Source organism: Halobacillus sp. Nhm2S1, from assembly GCF_019599545.1.
Classification (GTDB): domain Bacteria; phylum Bacillota; class Bacilli; order Bacillales; family Halobacillaceae; genus Halobacillus.
This window is the reverse complement of record NZ_JAIEZV010000001.1, coordinates 381,603-402,011: the sequence shown is the minus strand read 5'-3', so window position 1 is coordinate 402,011 and position 20,409 is coordinate 381,603. Positions and strand designations below refer to the sequence as shown.

The 20,409-nt window shown below is 42.3% G+C and carries 19 protein-coding genes; all 19 read left to right on the top strand.

Features of this window, described 5'->3' with window-relative positions:
* Nucleotides 1-39: 39 nt before the first annotated feature.
* The 19 genes from K2225_RS02045 (at nt 40) to fliJ (ending at nt 20,406) form a co-directional block, all read left to right on the top strand.
* Complete coding sequence (locus tag K2225_RS02045; protein ID WP_220583265.1) at nt 40-804, top strand: ribonuclease HII; 765 nt, start codon at nt 40-42, stop codon at nt 802-804.
* Nucleotides 805-822: 18 nt separating this feature from the next.
* Nucleotides 823-2,679, top strand: a complete 1,857-nt coding sequence (locus K2225_RS02040) for a hypothetical protein (RefSeq protein ID WP_220583264.1) — start codon at nt 823-825, stop codon at nt 2,677-2,679.
* On the top strand, nt 2,676-2,945 hold the full coding sequence (locus K2225_RS02035; RefSeq protein WP_220583263.1) for an EscU/YscU/HrcU family type III secretion system export apparatus switch protein: 270 nt from the start codon (nt 2,676-2,678) through the stop codon (nt 2,943-2,945). The genes K2225_RS02040 and K2225_RS02035 overlap by 4 nt, the downstream gene beginning before the upstream one ends.
* Before the next feature lie 864 nt (nt 2,946-3,809).
* Nucleotides 3,810-4,970 carry an ADP-forming succinate--CoA ligase subunit beta gene (sucC, locus tag K2225_RS02030; protein WP_220583262.1) on the top strand — a complete coding sequence of 387 codons (1,161 nt, stop codon included), beginning with the start codon at nt 3,810-3,812 and terminating at the stop codon, nt 4,968-4,970.
* Nucleotides 4,971-4,987: 17 nt separating this feature from the next.
* Entirely contained in the window at nt 4,988-5,890 is a 903-nt protein-coding gene (sucD, locus tag K2225_RS02025; RefSeq protein ID WP_220583261.1) for a succinate--CoA ligase subunit alpha, read from the top strand.
* A 266-nt stretch (nt 5,891-6,156) separates the two neighbouring features.
* Nucleotides 6,157-6,840 (top strand): DNA-processing protein DprA, encoded by a 684-nt coding sequence (gene dprA / locus K2225_RS02020; RefSeq protein ID WP_255574106.1) that lies wholly within the window; start codon nt 6,157-6,159, stop codon nt 6,838-6,840.
* Between the two features lie 304 nt (nt 6,841-7,144).
* Entirely contained in the window at nt 7,145-9,220 is a 2,076-nt protein-coding gene (topA, locus tag K2225_RS02015) for a type I DNA topoisomerase (protein ID WP_220583259.1), read from the top strand.
* Nucleotides 9,221-9,614: 394 nt separating this feature from the next.
* Nucleotides 9,615-10,514: a tyrosine recombinase XerC gene (xerC, locus tag K2225_RS02010; RefSeq protein ID WP_220583258.1), complete on the top strand. Its 900-nt coding sequence runs from the start codon at nt 9,615-9,617 to the stop codon at nt 10,512-10,514.
* A gap of 5 nt (nt 10,515-10,519) precedes the next feature.
* Nucleotides 10,520-11,065 carry an ATP-dependent protease subunit HslV gene (gene hslV, locus K2225_RS02005; RefSeq protein WP_220583257.1) on the top strand — a complete coding sequence of 182 codons (546 nt, stop codon included), beginning with the start codon at nt 10,520-10,522 and terminating at the stop codon, nt 11,063-11,065.
* Nucleotides 11,066-11,077: 12 nt separating this feature from the next.
* Nucleotides 11,078-12,475, top strand: a complete 1,398-nt coding sequence (gene hslU / locus K2225_RS02000; protein ID WP_220583256.1) for an ATP-dependent protease ATPase subunit HslU — start codon at nt 11,078-11,080, stop codon at nt 12,473-12,475.
* Nucleotides 12,476-12,500: 25 nt separating this feature from the next.
* The gene (gene codY / locus K2225_RS01995) at nt 12,501-13,280 is read left to right on the top strand and encodes a GTP-sensing pleiotropic transcriptional regulator CodY (protein ID WP_089652423.1); all 780 of its coding nucleotides are present in this window, start codon (nt 12,501-12,503) and stop codon (nt 13,278-13,280) included.
* A 748-nt stretch (nt 13,281-14,028) separates the two neighbouring features.
* Nucleotides 14,029-14,421 (top strand): flagellar basal body rod protein FlgB, encoded by a 393-nt coding sequence (flgB, locus tag K2225_RS01990; protein ID WP_220583990.1) that lies wholly within the window; start codon nt 14,029-14,031, stop codon nt 14,419-14,421.
* A gap of 3 nt (nt 14,422-14,424) precedes the next feature.
* Nucleotides 14,425-14,877: a flagellar basal body rod protein FlgC gene (flgC, locus tag K2225_RS01985; RefSeq protein ID WP_220583255.1), complete on the top strand. Its 453-nt coding sequence runs from the start codon at nt 14,425-14,427 to the stop codon at nt 14,875-14,877.
* Between the two features lie 17 nt (nt 14,878-14,894).
* A complete protein-coding gene (gene fliE / locus K2225_RS01980) occupies nt 14,895-15,200 on the top strand; it encodes a flagellar hook-basal body complex protein FliE (RefSeq protein WP_220583254.1) in 306 nt (101 codons plus the stop codon).
* A 62-nt stretch (nt 15,201-15,262) separates the two neighbouring features.
* Nucleotides 15,263-16,873: a flagellar basal-body MS-ring/collar protein FliF gene (fliF, locus tag K2225_RS01975; RefSeq protein ID WP_220583253.1), complete on the top strand. Its 1,611-nt coding sequence runs from the start codon at nt 15,263-15,265 to the stop codon at nt 16,871-16,873.
* 12 nt (nt 16,874-16,885) lie between these two features.
* Nucleotides 16,886-17,899 (top strand): flagellar motor switch protein FliG, encoded by a 1,014-nt coding sequence (gene fliG, locus K2225_RS01970; protein ID WP_220583252.1) that lies wholly within the window; start codon nt 16,886-16,888, stop codon nt 17,897-17,899.
* On the top strand, nt 17,883-18,644 hold the full coding sequence (gene fliH, locus K2225_RS01965) for a flagellar assembly protein FliH (RefSeq protein ID WP_220583251.1): 762 nt from the start codon (nt 17,883-17,885) through the stop codon (nt 18,642-18,644). Before fliG ends, fliH begins: the two co-directional genes overlap by 17 nt.
* A complete protein-coding gene (gene fliI, locus K2225_RS01960) occupies nt 18,637-19,941 on the top strand; it encodes a flagellar protein export ATPase FliI (protein WP_220583250.1) in 1,305 nt (434 codons plus the stop codon). The genes fliH and fliI overlap by 8 nt, the downstream gene beginning before the upstream one ends.
* Before the next feature lie 15 nt (nt 19,942-19,956).
* Complete coding sequence (fliJ, locus tag K2225_RS01955; protein ID WP_220583249.1) at nt 19,957-20,406, top strand: flagellar export protein FliJ; 450 nt, start codon at nt 19,957-19,959, stop codon at nt 20,404-20,406.
* The last annotated feature ends 3 nt before the right edge of the window (nt 20,407-20,409 follow it).

The window sequence follows — 20,409 nt, the reverse complement described above, 5'->3', positions numbered from 1 at the left end:
AAACGACCGATATGATAAGAAGTGGAGGAATTAATTTTTATGCCTCAATTGACCGTAGCCCAGGTGAAAGAAAGATTGAATGACAATGAATTGACCGATCATGAGTTAGCTTCGTTTAAAGAAGATTCGAGAAAAGGTGTCCAACAACTCTTGAAGCGTTATGATAAGGAAGTTCAGCAGAAACAGGAGCTGAAAAGACAATATGAGATGATGATGACGTTTGAAAAAAATCTCTTACAACATGGTTTTACCCATGTAGCGGGGATAGACGAAGCGGGCCGAGGGCCGATTGCCGGTCCTGTCGTTGCAGGTGCTGTTATTCTACCTCATGACTATTATTTAGAAGGCCTGAATGACTCGAAGAAACTTTCCTTAAAAACTCGGGAGGCTTACTTTGATCGGATTAAGTCCGATGCTGATTGGGGTGTAGGAGTTGTCACAAATGAAGAGATTGATCAAATCAACATCTATCAAGCAACAAAACTTGCCATGCAGAGAGCCGTCGAAGATCTTTCTGGTCAACCCGAACATTTGCTGATTGATGCGATGGAATTGGACGCGATTCCAAGTCCTCAAACAAAACTTATTAAAGGGGACGAAAGAAGTGTTTCGATCGCTGCTGCGAGTGTTATCGCTAAAGTGACGAGGGACCGGATGATGGCTGAATTAGATGAACAGTATCCAATGTATGAGTTCCGTAACAATCAGGGATATGGAACAAAGCCACACGTGGAAGCATTGAAAACTCATGGACCTTCCCCGATTCACCGGAAAACATTCGCCCCTGTAAAAGATCTGCTTTAAGAAAGGGATGGAATAAAGATGAACCATTTGATCAACAGCCTTACACGCTTATCTGCAAATGCAGCCCTGTCTGTAGAACCCAAATCAGGACAACTGATAAAGGGCAAAGTCATACAACTTTTACAAGACAACAATGTGGTGGTGAATATAGGCAGGAAAAGCGTGGAAGCACTGGTGAATCAACCGTTGATCAAAGGTTCGTCTTACTTATTCCAAGTTGAAAAAGAGGAACCAGATCTCGTTTTACGGGCCGTATCACTTTCTGAAGCGCGTTCAGGACCGTTGAATCTCGCTTCACTTCTTAAGCAAATAGGAGTTCAGCCTTATCAACACAATGTGTCATTTATGAAAGCTATTATGGACTTGAATGTGCCAATACATAATAAAGATTTAGCAAAGGCGTTCGGCTTGATTCAGTCTTCAGACAATCAACGTCAGGCACGCGAGATAGTACTACATATGCTTAGCAGGAGAATGCCCGTTCAGTCTTCCGTTTATGCAGCGCTAACAGCGAAATACACGGTCGAATTCACTCAGGCTTTATCAGCGGTTGAGCATCAATTGGGAGGAAAGACACTCTCTTCTAACGATGAAAAAATCAGAACTATGGTCCAAACATTGCGAGGAGAACAGAAATCACACTCTGAAAATAGGGTGTTTAAGAGATTTAAAACTGAGGCAGCAAATGGCTCCAAAGCAACTTTTGAACTATTTAAAAGCGCCGGAATCATTGATGCCAAGCATACCCTGACGTCGTTCAAGGAACACTGGTCTCAACAGAATCCTACTATGGATCGATTCCCATTCACTAACGAACGAGTAGCTGGTTCTTTACAACAGCTGTTACAAAAGCAACTTCCGTTATCCCCATCAGAAAACCAGATCATTAGACAGTGGGTCCATACGGCAAAAAAACTTAACTCACTCTGGACTCAACAACCTTCAAATACTGATTTCTCAATGTTGTCTAGACAAACACGTACCCGATGGACAGAGACATTTAGAAAAATAGTGGAACAAAAGATGATGGAGCGAATAACTCCACACTTACAGGAGTCGACGAAGCAATTCATTGATCAAGCTGTTCCTTTGTTAAGGGAGGAAGGGATTGAAAGGAACCCATTTACAAGAAATGCATTCAGTTCTTTTCTTTCAGATATCCAAAACTTGATGGCCAAACAACTTCCTGCTAAACAACAAAACCTCCTTATCCATTCCCTGCAGTCTTTGAGCGAGAGTATTCCAATATCCGCAAAAGATAGAATGTGGCTTCAAATGAAAACGATAATGAATGAAATTGGATACAATGATGAGCATGTGCTTGCTAAACTCTCTCAACGGACCGATGCACTCCCACAGCCAGATCATACTTTAAAATCGTTGCTGTTAAAGGGTTTAAGTGAAGGTTCAGAGGTGAAAGCAGAAACGGCAAATCGGCTGATCAACTTCATTAACGGGACTCAACTCGCTTCCTTCTCAGATCACTCCCAAACCTTGCAAATAGCGCTTCAATTCCCGGGTGATTTCATTGGAGCATTAAAGGATGTACATATGAACATGGAAGGGCGGAAAAATGACGATGGGCAAATTGATTCTGACTATTGTCATGTGATGTTCTACTTACACCTTTCTCAGCTTGAGGAAACCATCATAGACCTAAATATCGTTGAACGCCGTGTATCGGTCGTCATATATAATGATAACCCGGAGGTTGAAAAGCTTTTTAAGCCATATCAAGAGAAATTAGAAGAGGGATTGGCAAATGCGGGGTATGATTTGAACTCTATAAAGGCACGCGTCATACGTGAGGCTTCAAGAACTTCAGACTCGAGCAAACAAAAGGTGGTGGAAGAAGGGGTGGATGTAAGAATATGATGAAAAAAAGAAAAGAAGCGATTGCTCTGACCTATCAAACTGAGAAAGCAGCTGCTCCAGAGGTAGTGGCGAAAGGGAAAGGGCATATTGCTGAAAATATTCTAAAAGCCGCAGAGGAGCACCAGATCCCTGTACAAGAAGACGCCTCACTCGTTGAACTGCTCTCTGAATTGAACATCAATGAACAAATCCCGGAAGATCTTTACCATGTCGTCGCTGAAGTTTTCGCCTTCATTTACAACGTTGACCAGCAACAAAATAAATAATTCTTAATAAAGTATATGGCAGGTTTCTTGAAGACTCAGTTTCAAGACTTTTATTGAGTGGATGGGGGGTACGGGGAATAGCTCGCTTTCCGCGGGAGCGCGGTGAGCCTCCTCGGAACTGCGTCCTGTGGGGTCTTACCCTGCACTTTTTTCCTCTACGATATCCGGTTCCGGCGCCTAGCGGCTATTGAGACTTCCCTCGCTTCTGTACGATAAGTCAACATCGAATCCCTTCGTTCTTCGTGTTTCCTTTATCTCCGCCAGCTCAGTCCAGTCCACACACCGCTGATCGAGGCGCCTGCACACTTAAATTAGGAGTCTCGCCTTTCCCCTCCGCCCCTTTGCTAAATCAGTGTCTCGAAACCACTTCCAGAATAAACAGCTATTCCGTTTGATTGGAGTATAAAATTAAATCGCCCATGTCTAGGTACTTGAACTCTAAAAGCTTGATACAGAGCGCTTTATGCTTTTAACAATAGGGATAGCTGAAATCCAGCTTGGTAAAGGGGCTCGTTTCTAACATGCATCGAATGGGGTGGTTGGGAAGCTGCGAGACTCCCGTGGGAGAAGGAGATAGGCGAGATCCCGCAGGGCGTAGTCCGAGGAAGCTCGGCGCTTCCCAGCCACTCCTAACGCTCACCCTAGGTAACAAACCCTGAAAACATCTCGTAACTGAGTCTTCCTCAATAGGGAGCATTTATGCAGGATTAAGATGGTGGAAACAGACAACTCTAAAACTAGTTTACATAATATTATACCTGTGAATCTAGTGAATTTTTCGACAGATATCTAGCTTAGTATGGACAATTGATAGCGTTTTTTTATACAATGTACATGCAGTGAAATTTGATGGGAGGATGAAACATGAACATTCACGAGTATCAAGGAAAAGAAATCATGCGTGATTTTGGCGTATCTGTGCCAAATGGACACGTCGCATATACCGTAGATGAAGCTGTCGAAGCAGCGAAGAAATTAGGTAGCGATGTCACAGTTGTCAAAGCGCAGATCCACGCAGGTGGCCGCGGGAAAGCGGGCGGAGTCAAAATTGCTAAGAATCTTGACGAGGTGCGTACATACGCTGACGAAATACTAGGAAAAACACTTGTAACCCATCAGACTGGACCAGAAGGCAAGGAAGTAAAGCGCTTACTTATCGAAGAGGGTTGCGATATTAAGAGCGAATACTATGTCGGTCTTGTTCTCGATCGCGCGACAAGCCGTGTCACAATGATGGCATCTGAAGAAGGTGGAACTGAGATTGAAGAAGTCGCAGAAAAGACTCCTGAAAAAATCTTCAAAGAAGTTATCGATCCTGTGACAGGTCTCACACCATTCCAGGCGCGTCGACTTGCATTTAATATTAATATTCCGAAAGAATCATTAGGAAAAGCCGTTAAGTTTATGCTTGGCCTTTATGACGTCTTTGTACAAAAGGATTGCTCTGTTGCAGAAATCAATCCACTCGTTACAACAGGTGACGGGGATGTACTGGCGCTTGATTCCAAGTTGAACTTTGATGATAACGCTCTTTTCCGTCAAAAAGATATTGCTGATCTTCGTGATCTTGAAGAAGAAGATCCAAAAGAAGTAGAAGCATCCAAATACGATCTTAGTTACATCGCGCTTGATGGTAACATCGGCTGTATGGTCAATGGTGCGGGTCTGGCGATGGCTACAATGGACACAATCAAACACTATAGTGGAGATCCTGCCAACTTCCTGGATGTCGGAGGCGGCGCTACAACTGAAAAAGTAACCGAAGCTTTCAAGATTATCCTTTCTGATGAAAATGTCAAAGGAATTTTCGTTAACATTTTCGGAGGCATTATGAAGTGTGATGTTATTGCTGAAGGTGTGGTCGAAGCAACAAAACAAATCGGACTTACATTGCCGCTCGTTGTTCGTTTAGAAGGTACGAACGTAGATGCTGGGAAGAAAATTCTTGATGAATCAGGCTTGAACATCACTTCTGCAGATTCTATGGCAGAAGGCGCACAAAAAATCGTTGAACTAGTCAAGTAAGAAAGGCGGGGAATCAGATGAGTGTATATATTGATAAGAACACAAAAGTCATTATTCAAGGTATTACAGGGTCCACAGCACTTTTCCATACCAAACAGATGGTTGAGTATGGAACACAAATCGTGGGCGGTGTAACGCCAGGGAAAGGTGGCACTGAAGTGGAAGGAATTCCTGTATATAATACAGTTGCAGAAGCTGTAGAAAAAACAGGAGCGAATGCTTCCGTCATTTATGTCCCTGCACCGTTTGCAGCGGATGCCATCATGGAAGCGACGGATGCAGATTTGGATCTTGCCATTTGTATCACTGAACATATCCCTGTACTGGATATGATCAAAGTAAAACGTTATATGGAAGGAAAGAAAACACGCCTTGTAGGACCGAACTGTCCCGGCGTCATTACACCTGATGAATGTAAAATCGGTATCATGCCTGGTTACATTCATAAAAAAGGCCATGTTGGTGTCGTATCTCGTTCTGGCACATTGACTTATGAGGCTGTTCACCAGCTTTCTGAAGCTGGAATCGGTCAATCAACAGCGGTTGGAATCGGGGGAGATCCTGTAAATGGGACCGATTTCATCGATGTACTGAAAGCTTTCAATGAAGACCCAGATACAGAAGCCGTCATCATGATTGGTGAAATTGGCGGAACAGCTGAGGAAGAAGCAGCTGAATGGGTGAAAGCGAATATGAGCAAACCAGTGGTCGGCTTTATTGGCGGCCGTACAGCTCCTCCTGGCAAACGTATGGGTCATGCTGGTGCGATTATTTCTGGTGGTAAAGGTACCGCTGACGAAAAAATCCGTGTCATGAATGAGTGTGGAATTCAAGTAGCTGAAACACCTTCAGTTATGGGTGAAACATTGATCCAAGTGTTAAAGGATCAGGATTTATTTGAAAAATGCAAAACTCACTAAGTAAATGAAAGAAAGAGGCCGTATCGATGAACAGGTACGGCCTCTAAACTATGAAAATGAGGTGCCTGATGAAAGACCGTAGAAGACGCTTACTCCTCCTACATGATTCACCCCACATGACAAGGCCAATTCTTAGAAAATTGTTTCAGATCGACGCTTCTTTACTTTACCCCTTCTCATGTACACCTTCTCAGTTATCCACTACTCTATCTATCCCCCTTTCTAGAGCTCAATCTATCCACCGACATATAACTGACAATAATATAATGAAGAAACTCGACATTTATGACCAAAAATATACAATTGTCACTGTGTTTGATCCAACCTATCCAGAGTATTTAAAAACGATTCCAGATCCTCCTTATGCTCTTTACACGGAAGGTGATGTATCCTTGTTTCATACACCGCTTTCGATCAGTGTGATTGGCACTCGCAAGCCCTCATCTTATGCGTTTCCAGCTATGAAGTCTATCCTTATTCCACTGATCAGCTCTGGGTTTACCATTGTCAGTGGTATGGCACAGGGAATCGATCAGCTTGCTCACAAGTTAGCGGCTGAATTTAATGGAAAAACGATTGCCGTACTCGGTTCGGGATTTGAGCATATTTATCCTAAGAATAACCCTTCTTTGTACGACACTTTAATACGAGAACATTTGGTTGTAAGTGAATATCCTCCGGACTGCCCACCGCAAAAATATCACTTTCCTGAACGTAACCGGTTAATTGCAGGATTGACCCCAAGTACCTTTGTCATTGAAGCACGATTGAAAAGCGGCACATTGATTACAGTGGACCAGGCTTTAGAGCAAGGCAAGGATGTTTATGCACTCCCGGGACCTGCTGGACATGTAACGAGTGAAGGATGTCATAAAATGATCAATGAAGGTGCAAAATTGGTTCATACGCATCATGACATTCTGGAAGATTGGTTAGAAAAATTTGAATAATCCGTTACAAAGGTGTTACATTCAAGGGTGAGAATGGACCAATTTGAGACTTTTTTGAAAAATATATGTTTGACAAACGGTTTCATTGTATTTAATAATAGGGAAGATTTATTTTATAAAAAGCTGATTCAAACAATTACATGGAAAAATCACCCCGTCAGATCGACTTTTTCTCATTGGAGAGGACGGTTAAGCTTTCTTTTCCATTAGAATAAGTGATCCAGCAATAGGTAAATCAAAACTTGACAATATAAAAAGAGTGTATGATGCAAAAAGAGAAAACACCTCTATGGGAGGAACATATATGGCAGATTATCTGGTAATAGTAGAATCACCTGCAAAAGCAAAAACAATTGAACGATACCTTGGAAAAAAATACAAAGTCAAAGCATCCCTCGGGCATGTGCGTGACCTGCCTAAGAGTCAAATGGGCGTGGATGTAGAGAATGAATTCAACCCCAAATATATAACTATCCGAGGAAAAGGTCCTGTTTTGAAAGAACTAAAGACCGCAGCCAAAAAAGCAAAGAAAGTATATCTCGCTGCCGACCCCGACCGTGAAGGGGAGGCCATTGCCTGGCATTTAGCCCACAGCTTGGAAATTGATGATACATCAGATTGTCGAGTTGTTTTTAATGAAATCACTAAAGAAGCCATTAAAGATTCATTTAAACAACCGAGGTCGATTGATTCAGATTTGGTTGATGCCCAACAGGCTCGCCGGATTCTTGACCGACTTGTCGGATATAACATCAGCCCCATTCTTTGGAAGAAAGTTAAAAAAGGCTTAAGTGCAGGTCGTGTTCAATCTGTGGCTGTTAAAATCATTATTGATCGTGAAAATGAGATTAAAAAATTCCAGCCAGAAGAATATTGGACGATAGAAGCAGATTTCTTAAAAGATAAAGAGACATTTGAAGGTTCCTTTTATGGTGTTGATGGTAAGAAGAAGGATTTAAAAACACAAGACGATGTCGACCAAATTCAAAAGCGGATGAAAGGGAAAGATTTCTCTGTAGAAAAAGTAAATAAAAGAGAAAGAAAAAGAAATCCTTCCCTTCCTTTCACCACTTCTTCACTACAACAGGAAGCGGCACGTAAATTGAACTTCCGCGCGAAGAAAACAATGATGATTGCCCAACAGCTTTACGAAGGAATCGACCTTGGAGGAAAGCAAGGAACGACTGGTCTGATTACGTACATGCGTACAGATTCCACTAGACTCTCGAATTCCGCCAAAGAGGATGCCAAACAGTATATCGAAGGTAACTTCGGTAACGAGTTTCTCGGACAAAGTAAAGCGGCTAAAAAGCAAGAAGGTGCTCAAGACGCTCACGAGGCGATTAGGCCGACGGGGGCAGATCGTGATCCAAAAGCAATGAAGAGCATATTATCCCGTGACCAGTATCGTCTTTATAAATTGATTTGGGACAGGTTCATTGCCAGCCAAATGGCTCCAGCAGTGTTAGATACGATGACTGTTCACCTTTATAATGAAGGGGTAGAGTTTAGAGCTACAGGTTCTGAAGTCAAATTCAAAGGGTTTATGAAGGTTTATATCGAAGGTCGCGATGATAACAAAAAAGAGAAAGACAAACTTCTGCCTCACCTTGAAGAGGGCATGACCGTAAAAGCGGAAGAAATCAAACCGAACCAGCACTTCACGCAGCCTCCGCCGCGTTACACGGAAGCACGTCTAGTTAAGACGCTTGAAGAGCTCGGAATTGGGCGTCCTTCTACTTATGCCCCGACACTCGATACGATTCAGCGCCGTGGATATGTCGCTCTGGATAATAAACGTTTTATTCCAACGGAGCTTGGAGAAATTGTCCTTGAACAACTCAGAGAATACTTCCCTGAAATCATCGATGTCGACTTTACGAAGGGGATGGAAGATGATCTAGATGCGATTGAGGATGGAAAAGAGGATTGGGTGAACATCATCAGCCAATTCTATGAAGGCTTTCAACCCCGCTTAGAGAAAGCGGAAAAGGAAATGGAAGAAATTGAAATCAAAGATGAGCCTGCGGGAATTGATTGCGAAAAGTGTGGGCATGAAATGGTTTATAAGATGGGTAGATACGGCAAGTTTCTTGCCTGCTCAAATTTCCCTGACTGTCGCAATACGAAACCAATTCTTAAAAAAGTCGGTGTCACTTGTCCAAAATGTAAAGATGGAGAAGTTGTCGAGCGAAAAAGTAAGAAAAACCGTAAGTTCTTTGGTTGTGAAAACTATCCGGAATGTGACTTCATATCCTGGGATAAGCCAATCAGCAGACCGTGTCCGAAATGTGAGTCTCTGCTTGTAGAGAAGAAATCGAAGAAGGGCACACAAATTCAGTGTACGGAATGTGATTATAAAGAAGAGCCTCAATCCTGATTTAGTTATAAAACCAAGAGTCTATGACTATCCTTTTAGTTGTAGACTCTTTTTTTAGTGGCTGAATCAAATGTTGCAATAATTTCTTTCAGCCCCTAAAACCACAAGTGATCTCTAATCTGAGCCTTAAAGAATAGGAAGATATTATGAAACCTGCCGTGAGTTTTTATGGAACGTAAGTTTTTGATTGACAGCTATAAGGTGGGGCGCTATAATTACGCTTTGGTAAGTATACATACTTGACACATGATCACGCTAAAGTATGATTTCATAAAATACCTGATTCATTAGAGTTGGAAACAATTCAGAATTTTGTTACATTTTAATTAAATGCATTGTTATGCCAATGAATGTTGTGATAAAATTTAGACGCCTTTGTGAGGTGGAAGGAATCATGCAATCTTATAAAGAGCTTTTTATGGAATATCTACAAATTGAAAAAAACGCTTCGCCTCTTACATTAAAGCATTACGGAAGGGATTTGGATGAATTTGCATCCTTTCTCAAATCAGAGGGATTGTCAATACAGGAATGTGAATACCCTGTGATCCGAATCTTTTTATCAAGGCAGTACGAAGCGCAGTATTCAAGAAGGACAGTTTCCAGAAAGATATCATGTTTAAGAAGCTTTTTCCGCTTCATGGAACGTGAGGAAATTGTCGATCAAAACCCATTTTTGAATGTGATATTACCAAAGAAAGAAAGTCCCATCCCCAACTTCTTTTATGAAGAAGAGTTAGAGAAACTTTTTACTGTGAGTGATATGCATACGCCCCTAGGACAGAGAAATCAGGCTCTTATCGAACTTCTCTATGGAACGGGCGTACGTGTCAGTGAATGTGTGAGAATGGAACTCCCAGACTTGGATTTTTCATTGAACACAGCTCTAGTTCATGGAAAAGGAAGTAAAGACCGTTATGTTCCTTACGGGCAGTTTGCTGCAAAAGCACTTCAGACATATATAAATGATGGCAGAAAACAACTGGCTTCTAAGAAAGATGCCTCAAGTAAACGATTGTTTTTGAATGCTAAAGGCGGTCCTCTGACAGCTGATGGAATCAGGCTCATACTGAAAAAGATGGTCGAAAAAGCAGCGATGACGGTGGATATTCATCCCCATAAATTAAGACATTCGTTTGCTACTCATCTTCTGAACGAAGGAGCAGATTTGCGCTCAGTACAGGAATTATTAGGACATGAACGACTCTCTTCAACTCAGATTTATACACACGTATCGAAAGATCGGTTGAAAAATGTATATATGAACAGTCATCCACGAGCGAATAAGAGGTGAAAATGATGGAGCAGCAATTTCATGCAACAACGATCTTTGCCGTCCAGCACAATGGAGAGTGTGCGATGAGTGGAGATGGTCAAGTAACATTAGGCAATCAGGTAGTTATGAAACATAAGGCAAGGAAAGTTCGTCGACTATTTAATGATCAAGTATTAGCAGGCTTCGCTGGGTCTGTGGCCGATGCTTTTACACTTTTTGAGAAGTTCGAGGGAAAACTCGAAAGCTTTGATGGCAACCTGGCAAGAGCTTCCGTAGAACTTGCAAAAGAGTGGCGGAGTGATCGTGTTCTTAGGAAATTAGAAGCGATGTTGATTGTTATGGACAAAGAAAATATGTTTCTTGTTTCAGGTACTGGGGAAGTAATAGAACCGGACGACGGTATACTTGCCATCGGTTCAGGTGGAAACTTCGCTCTAAGTGCAGGGCGGGCGTTAAAACGTTATTCACCGGAACAATCTGCTTCACAAATTGCTAAAGCAGCCCTTGAGGTTGCAGGAGAGATCTGCGTCTTTACAAATGATCAAATAATCCTGGAAGTTCTCGATTAAGGGGGACCATAAATGTCATTAAACTTAACTCCTAGACAAATTGTAGAAAAACTAGATCAATATATCATTGGACAGGAGAGCGCTAAGCGATCTGTAGCTATTGCTCTTCGGAACAGATATCGTCGTATGCAGCTGACAGATGATTTGAAGGATGAAATTGTACCGAAGAACATTTTGATGATGGGACCTACAGGGGTAGGGAAGACAGAGATTGCCCGTCGCTTAGCGAAATTAGTGGGAGCCCCTTTTGTTAAAGTGGAAGCCACGAAATTCACAGAAGTTGGTTACGTTGGTCGAGATGTTGAATCCATGGTGCGAGACTTAGTGGAAATGGCCGTACGTATGGTGAAGGAAGAGAAGATGGAGGCTGTGAAAGACAGGGCGGAAGAACAAGCAAACAAGCGTCTTGTGAAGCTGCTCGTTCCTTCTAAGAAAAAGCAGTCCAATAACTTCAAAAATCCATTTGAGATGATCTTTAATCAAGGCAACCAGCAGGAAGTGGATCCTGATGAGAAGAGTGAAGAAGCAGAAATAGAGACAAAAAGAAGCCGCATCCGCCATCAATTGGATCTCGGTGAGTTGGAAGACCGGATGGTAACCATAGAGGTGGAAGAGTCTCAGTCTTCCATGTTTGACATGATGCAGGGCTCCGGTATGGAACAGATGGGTATGAACATGCAGGACGCATTTAGTCAATTCATGCCGAAGAAGAAAAAGAAACGCAAACTCCCGGTGTCAGAAGCGCGAAAAGTACTAACACAGGAAGAAGCGGGCAAGTTGGTGGATATGGACGAAGTCGGCCAGGATGCTGTTGCTAAAGTAGAACAGGCAGGAATGATCTTTATTGATGAGATCGATAAAGTGGCAGCAAAGGGTGACAATCAGGCGAATGTATCCCGTGAAGGTGTACAGAGAGACATTCTTCCGATTGTTGAAGGCTCAACGGTTGTGACAAAATACGGACCCGTAGCAACTGACCATATTCTCTTCGTTGCAGCCGGTGCGTTTCATATGGCTAAGCCATCGGATTTAATTCCAGAACTGCAAGGAAGGTTTCCAATCCGCGTAGAGTTAAATAAACTCAGTGTTTCAGACTTCAAAAGTATCCTAACAGAGCCTTCAAATGCACTTTTGAAACAATATAAGGCTTTACTTGAAATAGAAGGTATAAAGGTTGAATTTTCTGACGATGCTATTACTAGACTCGCAGAAATCGCTCATGAAGTAAATCAGGAAACAGATAACATCGGGGCGCGGAGGCTGCATACGATTTTAGAAAAACTGCTTGAGGATTTATCATTTGAAGCTCCTGACGTAACGATGGAAACTATTGAGATCACACCACAGTATGTAGACAGCAAACTATCATCGATCGTAAAAAACAAAGATTTGAGTCGATTTATTTTATAGGGTGAACAACAAGGAGGAAATGAACATGAAACTACTAGATCGTGCACGTAAAATCAATGCAATGCTGCAAAAGACAACCGGAAAATCGGTGGACTTCAACGACATGTCCGCAACGATGAGAGATGTAATTGAGGCGAATACGTTTGTCTTAAGCCGTCGAGGAAAGCTTTTAGGCTTTGCTATCAATCAAGAAATTGAGAATGAGCGAATGAAGGCTATGCTCTCTGAGCGTCAATTCCCAGAAGAGTACACTCAAAACCTTTTCAACATTGAAGAAACTACACCGGATATCGATATCAATAGTGAATACACGGCATTCCCAGTTGAAAACCGTGAGTTGTTTGAAAATGGTCTGACGACTATTGTTCCAATCATTGGTGGTGGTCAGCGTCTAGGTACGCTTATTCTAAGCCGACTGAACAGCAATTTTAATGAAGATGACTTACTTCTTGCTGAATACGGTGCTACTGTCGTTGGTATGGAAATTCTTCATGAAAAAACAGAAGAAATCGAACAGGAAGCCCGTAGCAAAGCCGTCGTACAAATGGCGATCAGCTCTCTATCCTATAGTGAACTTGAAGCCATCGAGCACATTTTCGAGGAACTAGAAGGAAATGAAGGGCTGCTTGTAGCAAGTAAAATTGCCGACCGTGTAGGAATCACGAGATCAGTAATTGTTAACGCATTGAGAAAGCTTGAAAGTGCTGGTGTTATTGAGTCCCGTTCACTAGGAATGAAGGGAACGTATATTAAAGTACTGAATAACAATTTCCTATTAGAGCTTCAAAAGCTTCGTACGAATTAATAATAAAAAACCGCTACTCTTTAAAAAGAGTAGCGGTTTTTTTATGTATGAATGTATTGTAGTTCATGAGTATTTGTATCCTTTTAGTTTCGATCACCTTGTCAATGAATGGTTCCTTAGAGGAGTAGCTTAACAATCTTAGGAGACTCCGTATCGAGGTTTCTAATGAAGGGAACTTTAGGGGAGACTCGACTATTTCTAAAGGAGCGGGTTCACTTCTGCCAAATCAGACTCTTACGCCCAGCGGCTAGTGAGACTTCTCTATCTTCTATACGATAGGGCAACATCAAATCGCTCCGCACTTCGTTTTATTTTACATTCACCAGCTAGTCGATGGCATACGCCGCTGACCGACGCTTCACCATATTTGAGTTAGGAGTTTTCCCTATCCACAGCTCTTGACGCTCAACCATGTACCGAAACCCGTCACGCTATTGATAAACCCATACACGTATTTTACGTCGTGCTTTTTTTAACAGATTTAACCTATTTTCACTATCTTATGTCGTGTTTTAAAAATATCCATGATAAATTCACTATTCGACAAAAAGTTATGTAATAATGTTCATTATGGGAAAGATTTCGACACATGGAAACAAAAGTAAAAAAGTGAGGAATTTGTCCCTGATTCATTTGGGGTGTTTGTAATACTCTCGTAAAAAAGTGGTTTTTTGTATAGACACAAGTACGAGAATTTTTTTACAATTGTGTCTGTGAGTATAGAAAAATGTCGAATAGAGGTGGAGGAATGACTCTTTTCAGCAGCACTTTTACAAGCTTAGAAAATGCTTTGGATTATTCTTCGGCTAAAAACAGAGCAATCTCTAATAATATTGCCAATGTGGACACACCGGGATACAAAGCGAAAGATGTGGCTTTTAAGGATATCTTGAGTCAAGAACATTCATTTCTACAGGCTAAAAAGACGAATGAGCGCCATTTACCCTTTACGAATGACTCTCGTGAACCGTATCGGACCTTTACAAAGACGAATACGGTATACAATCATAATGGGAATAACGTGGACATTGATAAAGAAATGAATGAACTGGCACAAAATCAAATTCAATATCAAGCCTTGGTTGATCGTATGAGTGGGAAGTTCCGCAGCCTGGAATCTGTCATCAGAGGGGGGAACTAAAAGATGAGTATCTTTCATGCTATGAATAACAGCGCTAGTGCTCTTACAGCTCAAAGATTACGGATGGATGTCGCTTCTTCGAATATGGCGAATGCGAATACTACACGAGCCACTCTTAATGAGAATGGGGAATGGGAACCTTATCGCCGAAAGATGGTGGTTTTTGAACCGTCTGAAAACAACTTCAAAAGTTTTTTACATAAAGCAGCCACTGATTCATCACAGGGAAGTGGTGTAAAAGCAACAGCAATTATTGAAGATGATGAGCCTTTTAAACTCGTATATAACCCGAATCATCCAGATGCCAACGAAGATGGTTATGTAGAACTGCCTAATGTCGATCCCCTAAAGGAAATGGTCGATATGATGAGCGCCACGCGTTCTTATGAGGCGAATGTTACAGCCGTTAATGCATCGAAAAGTATGTTAATGAAAGCTTTGGAAATCGGGAGATAAGGTAAGGAGAATTTATAATGTCAAACCATCTAGTTAACACCATCCCCTTAAGCCAACCTTCTCAAACACAATGGAAGAAAGTTGTTTCTCCTGGTGAAGCTCATGCTACATTTGCCAATCAGTTGAAAGATGCAATCGCTGGAGTGAACGAAGCTCAAATCCTGTCTGATCGTAAGACAAAAGCTCTCGCTCAAGGAGACATCAATGATTTGCATGATGTGATGATTACTTCACAAAAGGCAAGCATCACTATGAAAACAGCTGTGGAAATGCAGAGCAAAGTCGTAGAAGCATATAAAGAAGTCATGCGTATGCAAGTGTGACGCTACTATATTTAATTCGCACTAAACCATTCGCTTAGGTCGTGCTTTTTATGGGGGCAACTATGAAAGAAAAAATAAAAAAATATCAGGATAGACTGGCAACCTTTTGGAAAGAGCGGAAAAAATCACAAAAAGGGTGGACCATCGGCGGGATGGCTGCCATCATCTGTATCCTTCTCCTAACGAGTGTTTTAGCCTCTCAGACCAAAATGGTTCCGCTATACAGAGATCTAACTTTACAGGAGATTGGTCAAATTAAGACAGAACTTGAAACAAGAGGAATTACATATGAACTTGACCAAGGTGGAGCTACCATCCTGGTTCCAGACACTCAGGCAGAAGGTTTGCTGGTGGACCTTGCAGCCGCCGGCCTGCCCAATAGTGGAACGATCGATTATGGTTTCTTCAGTGGAAATACTTCATGGGGAATGACGGATAATGAGTTTGATGTCATCAAACTGGATGCGATGCAAACCGAACTTGCAAATTTGATGAAGGGGATCACAGGCATCCAAGATGCTCAAGTTATGATCAATATGCCGGAAGAGCAGGTTTTTGTTTCTGAATCTGCCCAACCGGCCTCTGCCTCGATTGTACTCAATGTACAGCCTGGGTATCAGATCGAAAATGGACAAATTGAAGCTCTTTATAATTTAGCTTCAAAATCCGTACCAAACCTTCCTAAAGATAATATCGTCATCATGGATCAAAATTTTAACTATTTTGACATAAATGATTCACAGATGGGTGGGTCTGAAAATGCTTATACCTATCAGCAGAATGTAAAGAAAGAAATTGAAAGAGACATTAAACAACGACTGCAACGCATGCTTGGTATGATGATTGGTCAGCAGAAAGTGATTGCTACCGTAACGGCAGATATCGATTTCACTAAAGAAAATCGTGTAGAAGAACTGGTGGAGCCTGTAGACCCAGAAACGATGGAAGGGCTGCCTGTCAGTGTAGAAAGAATTGAAGAAACGTACGAAGGCGGTCTGCCTGAGGGGGGCCCTGTAGGTACGGAAGAAGGGGACATACCTGAATACCCTGCTGGAGCAGAAGGCTCAGGTGGCGATTACGAAATGAATCGCGAAACCATTAATAACGAGTTTAACAGAATCAAGAAAAATATTGAGGAGAGCCCGTACAAGGTAAGGGACCTGGGGATTCAAGTAGCCATTGATAATACCAAAAGTGTTAGTCCTGAGGGGGAAATCGAATACCTTACTGCCGCTGAACAACAAACCGTTGAAGAAAGCGTACAGTCCATTGTCGATTCGATGATTACAACATCGATTAATGGCGAATACGGAGAAGTGGATACACAAGAGAAAGTTTCGATCGTATTCCAGGAGTTTAACGGAGGCCCTGAGTTTCCTGAATCAGGCGTCGAGGGTGTACCTTTTTGGGCTTATGTTATAGGAGGTGTACTCCTTTTCACAATCATCGTACTTCTCATCGTCCTTGCACGTAGGAAAAGGACTAAAGAAGAGGCTGAAGAAGCGTACATGGTGTTTGAAGAAGAGGTTCAACAAGCCCAGCCTCAGGAGGTACCATCCATTGAAGAGCGTGACGATGAAGGGACGCATAAACGTAAGCAGTTGGAAAAGATGGCCAAAGAAAAACCAGAAGATTTTGCGAAATTATTGCGATCATGGATTGCGGAAGATTAAGGAGGTCTTTATATGGCCTTGAGAAAGTCGGAATTGACAGGCAAACAGAAAGCGGCTGTCCTGTTAATCTCCCTTGGGCCAGATGTTGCAGCCCAAGTGTACAAACATTTAGATGAGGAAGAGATTGAACAATTGACGTTGGAGATCTCTTCGGTACAAAAAGTAGATAAGAAAGAAAAGGAAGAAATCCTAGAGCAGTTCCATCAAATAGCATTAGCCCAGGATTATATATCACAGGGTGGAATCGGCTATGCAAAGACAATTCTAGAAAAAGCGCTAGGTTCTGATGAAGCTTCTAATATCATCGGACGCCTCACTTCATCTTTGCAGGTGAAGCCATTTGATTTTGCAAGAAAAGCAGATGCGCATCAGATTCTCAACTTTATCCAAAACGAGCACCCCCAAACGATTGCGCTCGTACTGTCCTACCTAGACCCGGAGCAGTCCGGACAGATTCTGTCAGAACTTCCACAAGAACTTCAGGCGGACGTTGCACGGAGGATTGCCACAATGGAGTCAACATCCCCTGAAATTATCAGTCAGGTGGAACAAATCCTTGAGAAAAAGTTATCGGCGACGGTGACCCAGGATTATACAGAAACCGGTGGAATCCAAGCCGTTGTGGAAGTGTTGAATGGTGTTGATCGCAGCACAGAAAGAACGATCCTTGACTCTCTAGAAATACAGGATCCAGAGTTGGCGGAAGAAATTAAGAAACGCATGTTCGTCTTTGAAGATATCGTTGCTCTTGATAATCGTGCGATTCAAAGAATCATCCGTGATGTTGAAAATGATGATCTGCGTTTGTCGCTTAAAGTGTCCAGCGAAGAAGTCAAAGACATCGTATTCAGTAATATGTCTGAACGAATGGCCGCCACTTTCAAAGAAGAAATGGAGTTTATGGGGCCCGTCAGACTTCGGGATGTGGAAGAGGCTCAAACGAGAGTGGTTACGACCATTCGCCGTTTAGAGGATGTTGGTGAAATCGTCATAGCAAGAGGTGGAGGAGATGACATCATTGTCTAAGCACGGCCCTTCATCAAGTGGCAGAATCATTGGTTTAAGGCCCGTTCATATTCGAGAAACGCACGTTCAGGAAAATGAACAGGAGCAAAAAAGTCATCAAATCAACCAAGAGTTAGCACAAGCTCAAAAAGAGTTAGAAGTAGCAAGGATTCAAAGAGAGCAGTTGATACGATCAACAGAAGAAGAAATACAATCTATGAAAGAAACCTGGGAAGAAGAGAGAAAAGTGATCGAAAATGAAGCCTATCAAAAAGGGGTGGACCAGGGGTTCAGGAAAGGTCATAAAGAAGGGCATGAAGCCTTAGAAGACAGATTATCCCAGGCAAATAAAATTATTCAGCAAGCCAAAGCTGCCCATGATCGTATGGTGACAAATAGTGAAAGAACCATCATAGAAGTAGCCATGAAAACCTCCGAGAAAATTCTCAACGCAAAACTTGAAGAAGACCCCACTTTGTTTTCGCCAGTAGTTAAAAGAGTAATCGAAGAGGTTAAAGGCCAGCCAGAGGTCGCTTTGTATGTCCACCCAGAAAAATATGAATTTGTCTACAAACAGTCCGACGAGCTAGAACGGTTGATTACTCCATCTTCCTATTTAAGCATTTACGCAGAAGAAGAGTTAACGCCTAACGCCTGTATTGTAGAATCGCAGTTTGGAAGGCTTGATGGAAGTATAGATACTCAACTATCAGAACTCAGGCACCAACTGCTCTCTGTGGCGAATGAGGAGATGGGAAATGAATAACCAGCGTTACTTTGATGCGATCGCTAATGCAGAATCTATGAAAAGGTATGGGAAGATTCATAGAGTTGTCGGACTCATGATCGAATCCAAGGGACCTGAAGCTTCTGTCGGTGATTTGTGTTATATCCATACATCCCATCAAACAGGAAAGATCCCAGCCGAGGTGGTCGGATTCAATAATGAAAACATCCTCTTAATGCCTTTTCGTGAAGTGAAAGAAGTTCGTCCTGGCAGCATTGTTGAAGCCACCGGTGAACCGATGCGAATTAAAGTGGGAGTAGGGCTGATCGGGAAGATTTTGGATGCTGCAGGCCAACCGTTGGATGGAGCAGCAATGCCACTAGGGTTAAAAGGGTATCCGACGGATCAAAACCCTCCCAACCCTCTCATGCGCCCACCCATCCATGAACCGATTCAAGTCGGCGTGAGAGCTGTGGATACTTTATTGACTGTCGGAAAAGGGCAGAGAGTCGGTATTTTCGCAGGGAGCGGGGTTGGTAAAAGTACCTTGATGGGGATGATTGCCAGAAACAGTTCGGCTGATTTGAATGTGATTGCTTTGATTGGCGAACGAGGGCGGGAAGTGAGAGAGTTCATTGAGAATGACCTGGGAGAAGAAGGGTTGAAAAACTCCATTCTCATCGTGGCTACTTCTGATCAGCCTGCACTTATGCGAGTGAAAGGGGCTTATACAGCAACAGCCATCAGTGAATATTTTCGCGACCAAGGGTATAACGTCAATTTGTTGATGGACTCTGTCACCCGTTTCGCTATGGCTCAGCGTGAAATCGGTCTTGCTACTGGCGAACCTCCTACGACTAAAGGTTACACTCCATCCGTTTTTGCTCTACTACCGAAATTATTAGAAAGAACTGGGTCAAGCGTGAATGGTACAATTACAGCTTTTTATACGGTTTTAGTTGATGGCGATGATTTGAATGAACCCATATCTGACACCGTAAGAGGGATTCTCGACGGTCACTTTGTTCTTGATCGTAAACTAGCTGAACAAAGCCATTTTCCAGCTATCAATATACTAAAATCCATAAGCCGCGTCATGAAGCAAATTGCTTCCCCTGAACATAAAGAATCCGCTGATAAGCTACGGGGCCTGTTGGCTACTTATGAAGAAAATAGTGAGCTGATACAAATTGGAGCCTATAAAAAGGGGTCGAGCAAGGAAATCGATCAAGCGATTACCTATCACCCTGCCATCACTCGATTCTTAAGACAAGGAATACATGAACCGGCAAGTTTTGAAAGGTCAGTCGAAGACCTGAGAAAACTGTTCGTATAGGAGGGCCCGTAAGATATGGCTGATGTCCAAACGTTCCAAAGAATCAGGGACCTGAGAGATCGAGAGAAGCAAAAGACTCAGAAAATCTATCAGGATGCTGTCGACAATTTTGAGAACCAGGCAGAAAAACTTTATGAATGTCTAAAGAAGAAGGAACTAGCGGAAAAAAGCTTTGAGGAAGACTTGAAGAACCATACAGTAAGAGCAGAAGATATCGTGCGACATCAACGGTACATACAAGGTCTACAGCATATGATCGATCAACTTCAGCCCGCGGTCCAGAAAGCAAGAACGAATATGCAGCAAAAACAAGTCAAACTTTCTGCAGCTCACATAGAGGTGAAAAAGTTTGAAAAAATTGTAGAGCATAAGCGGGATGAGCAGTGGGATCTAATGAAAAGTGAAGAGAACAAACAAATGGATGAACTATCCATGCAGCAATACTTAAATTTTCAGAATAGGTGATGT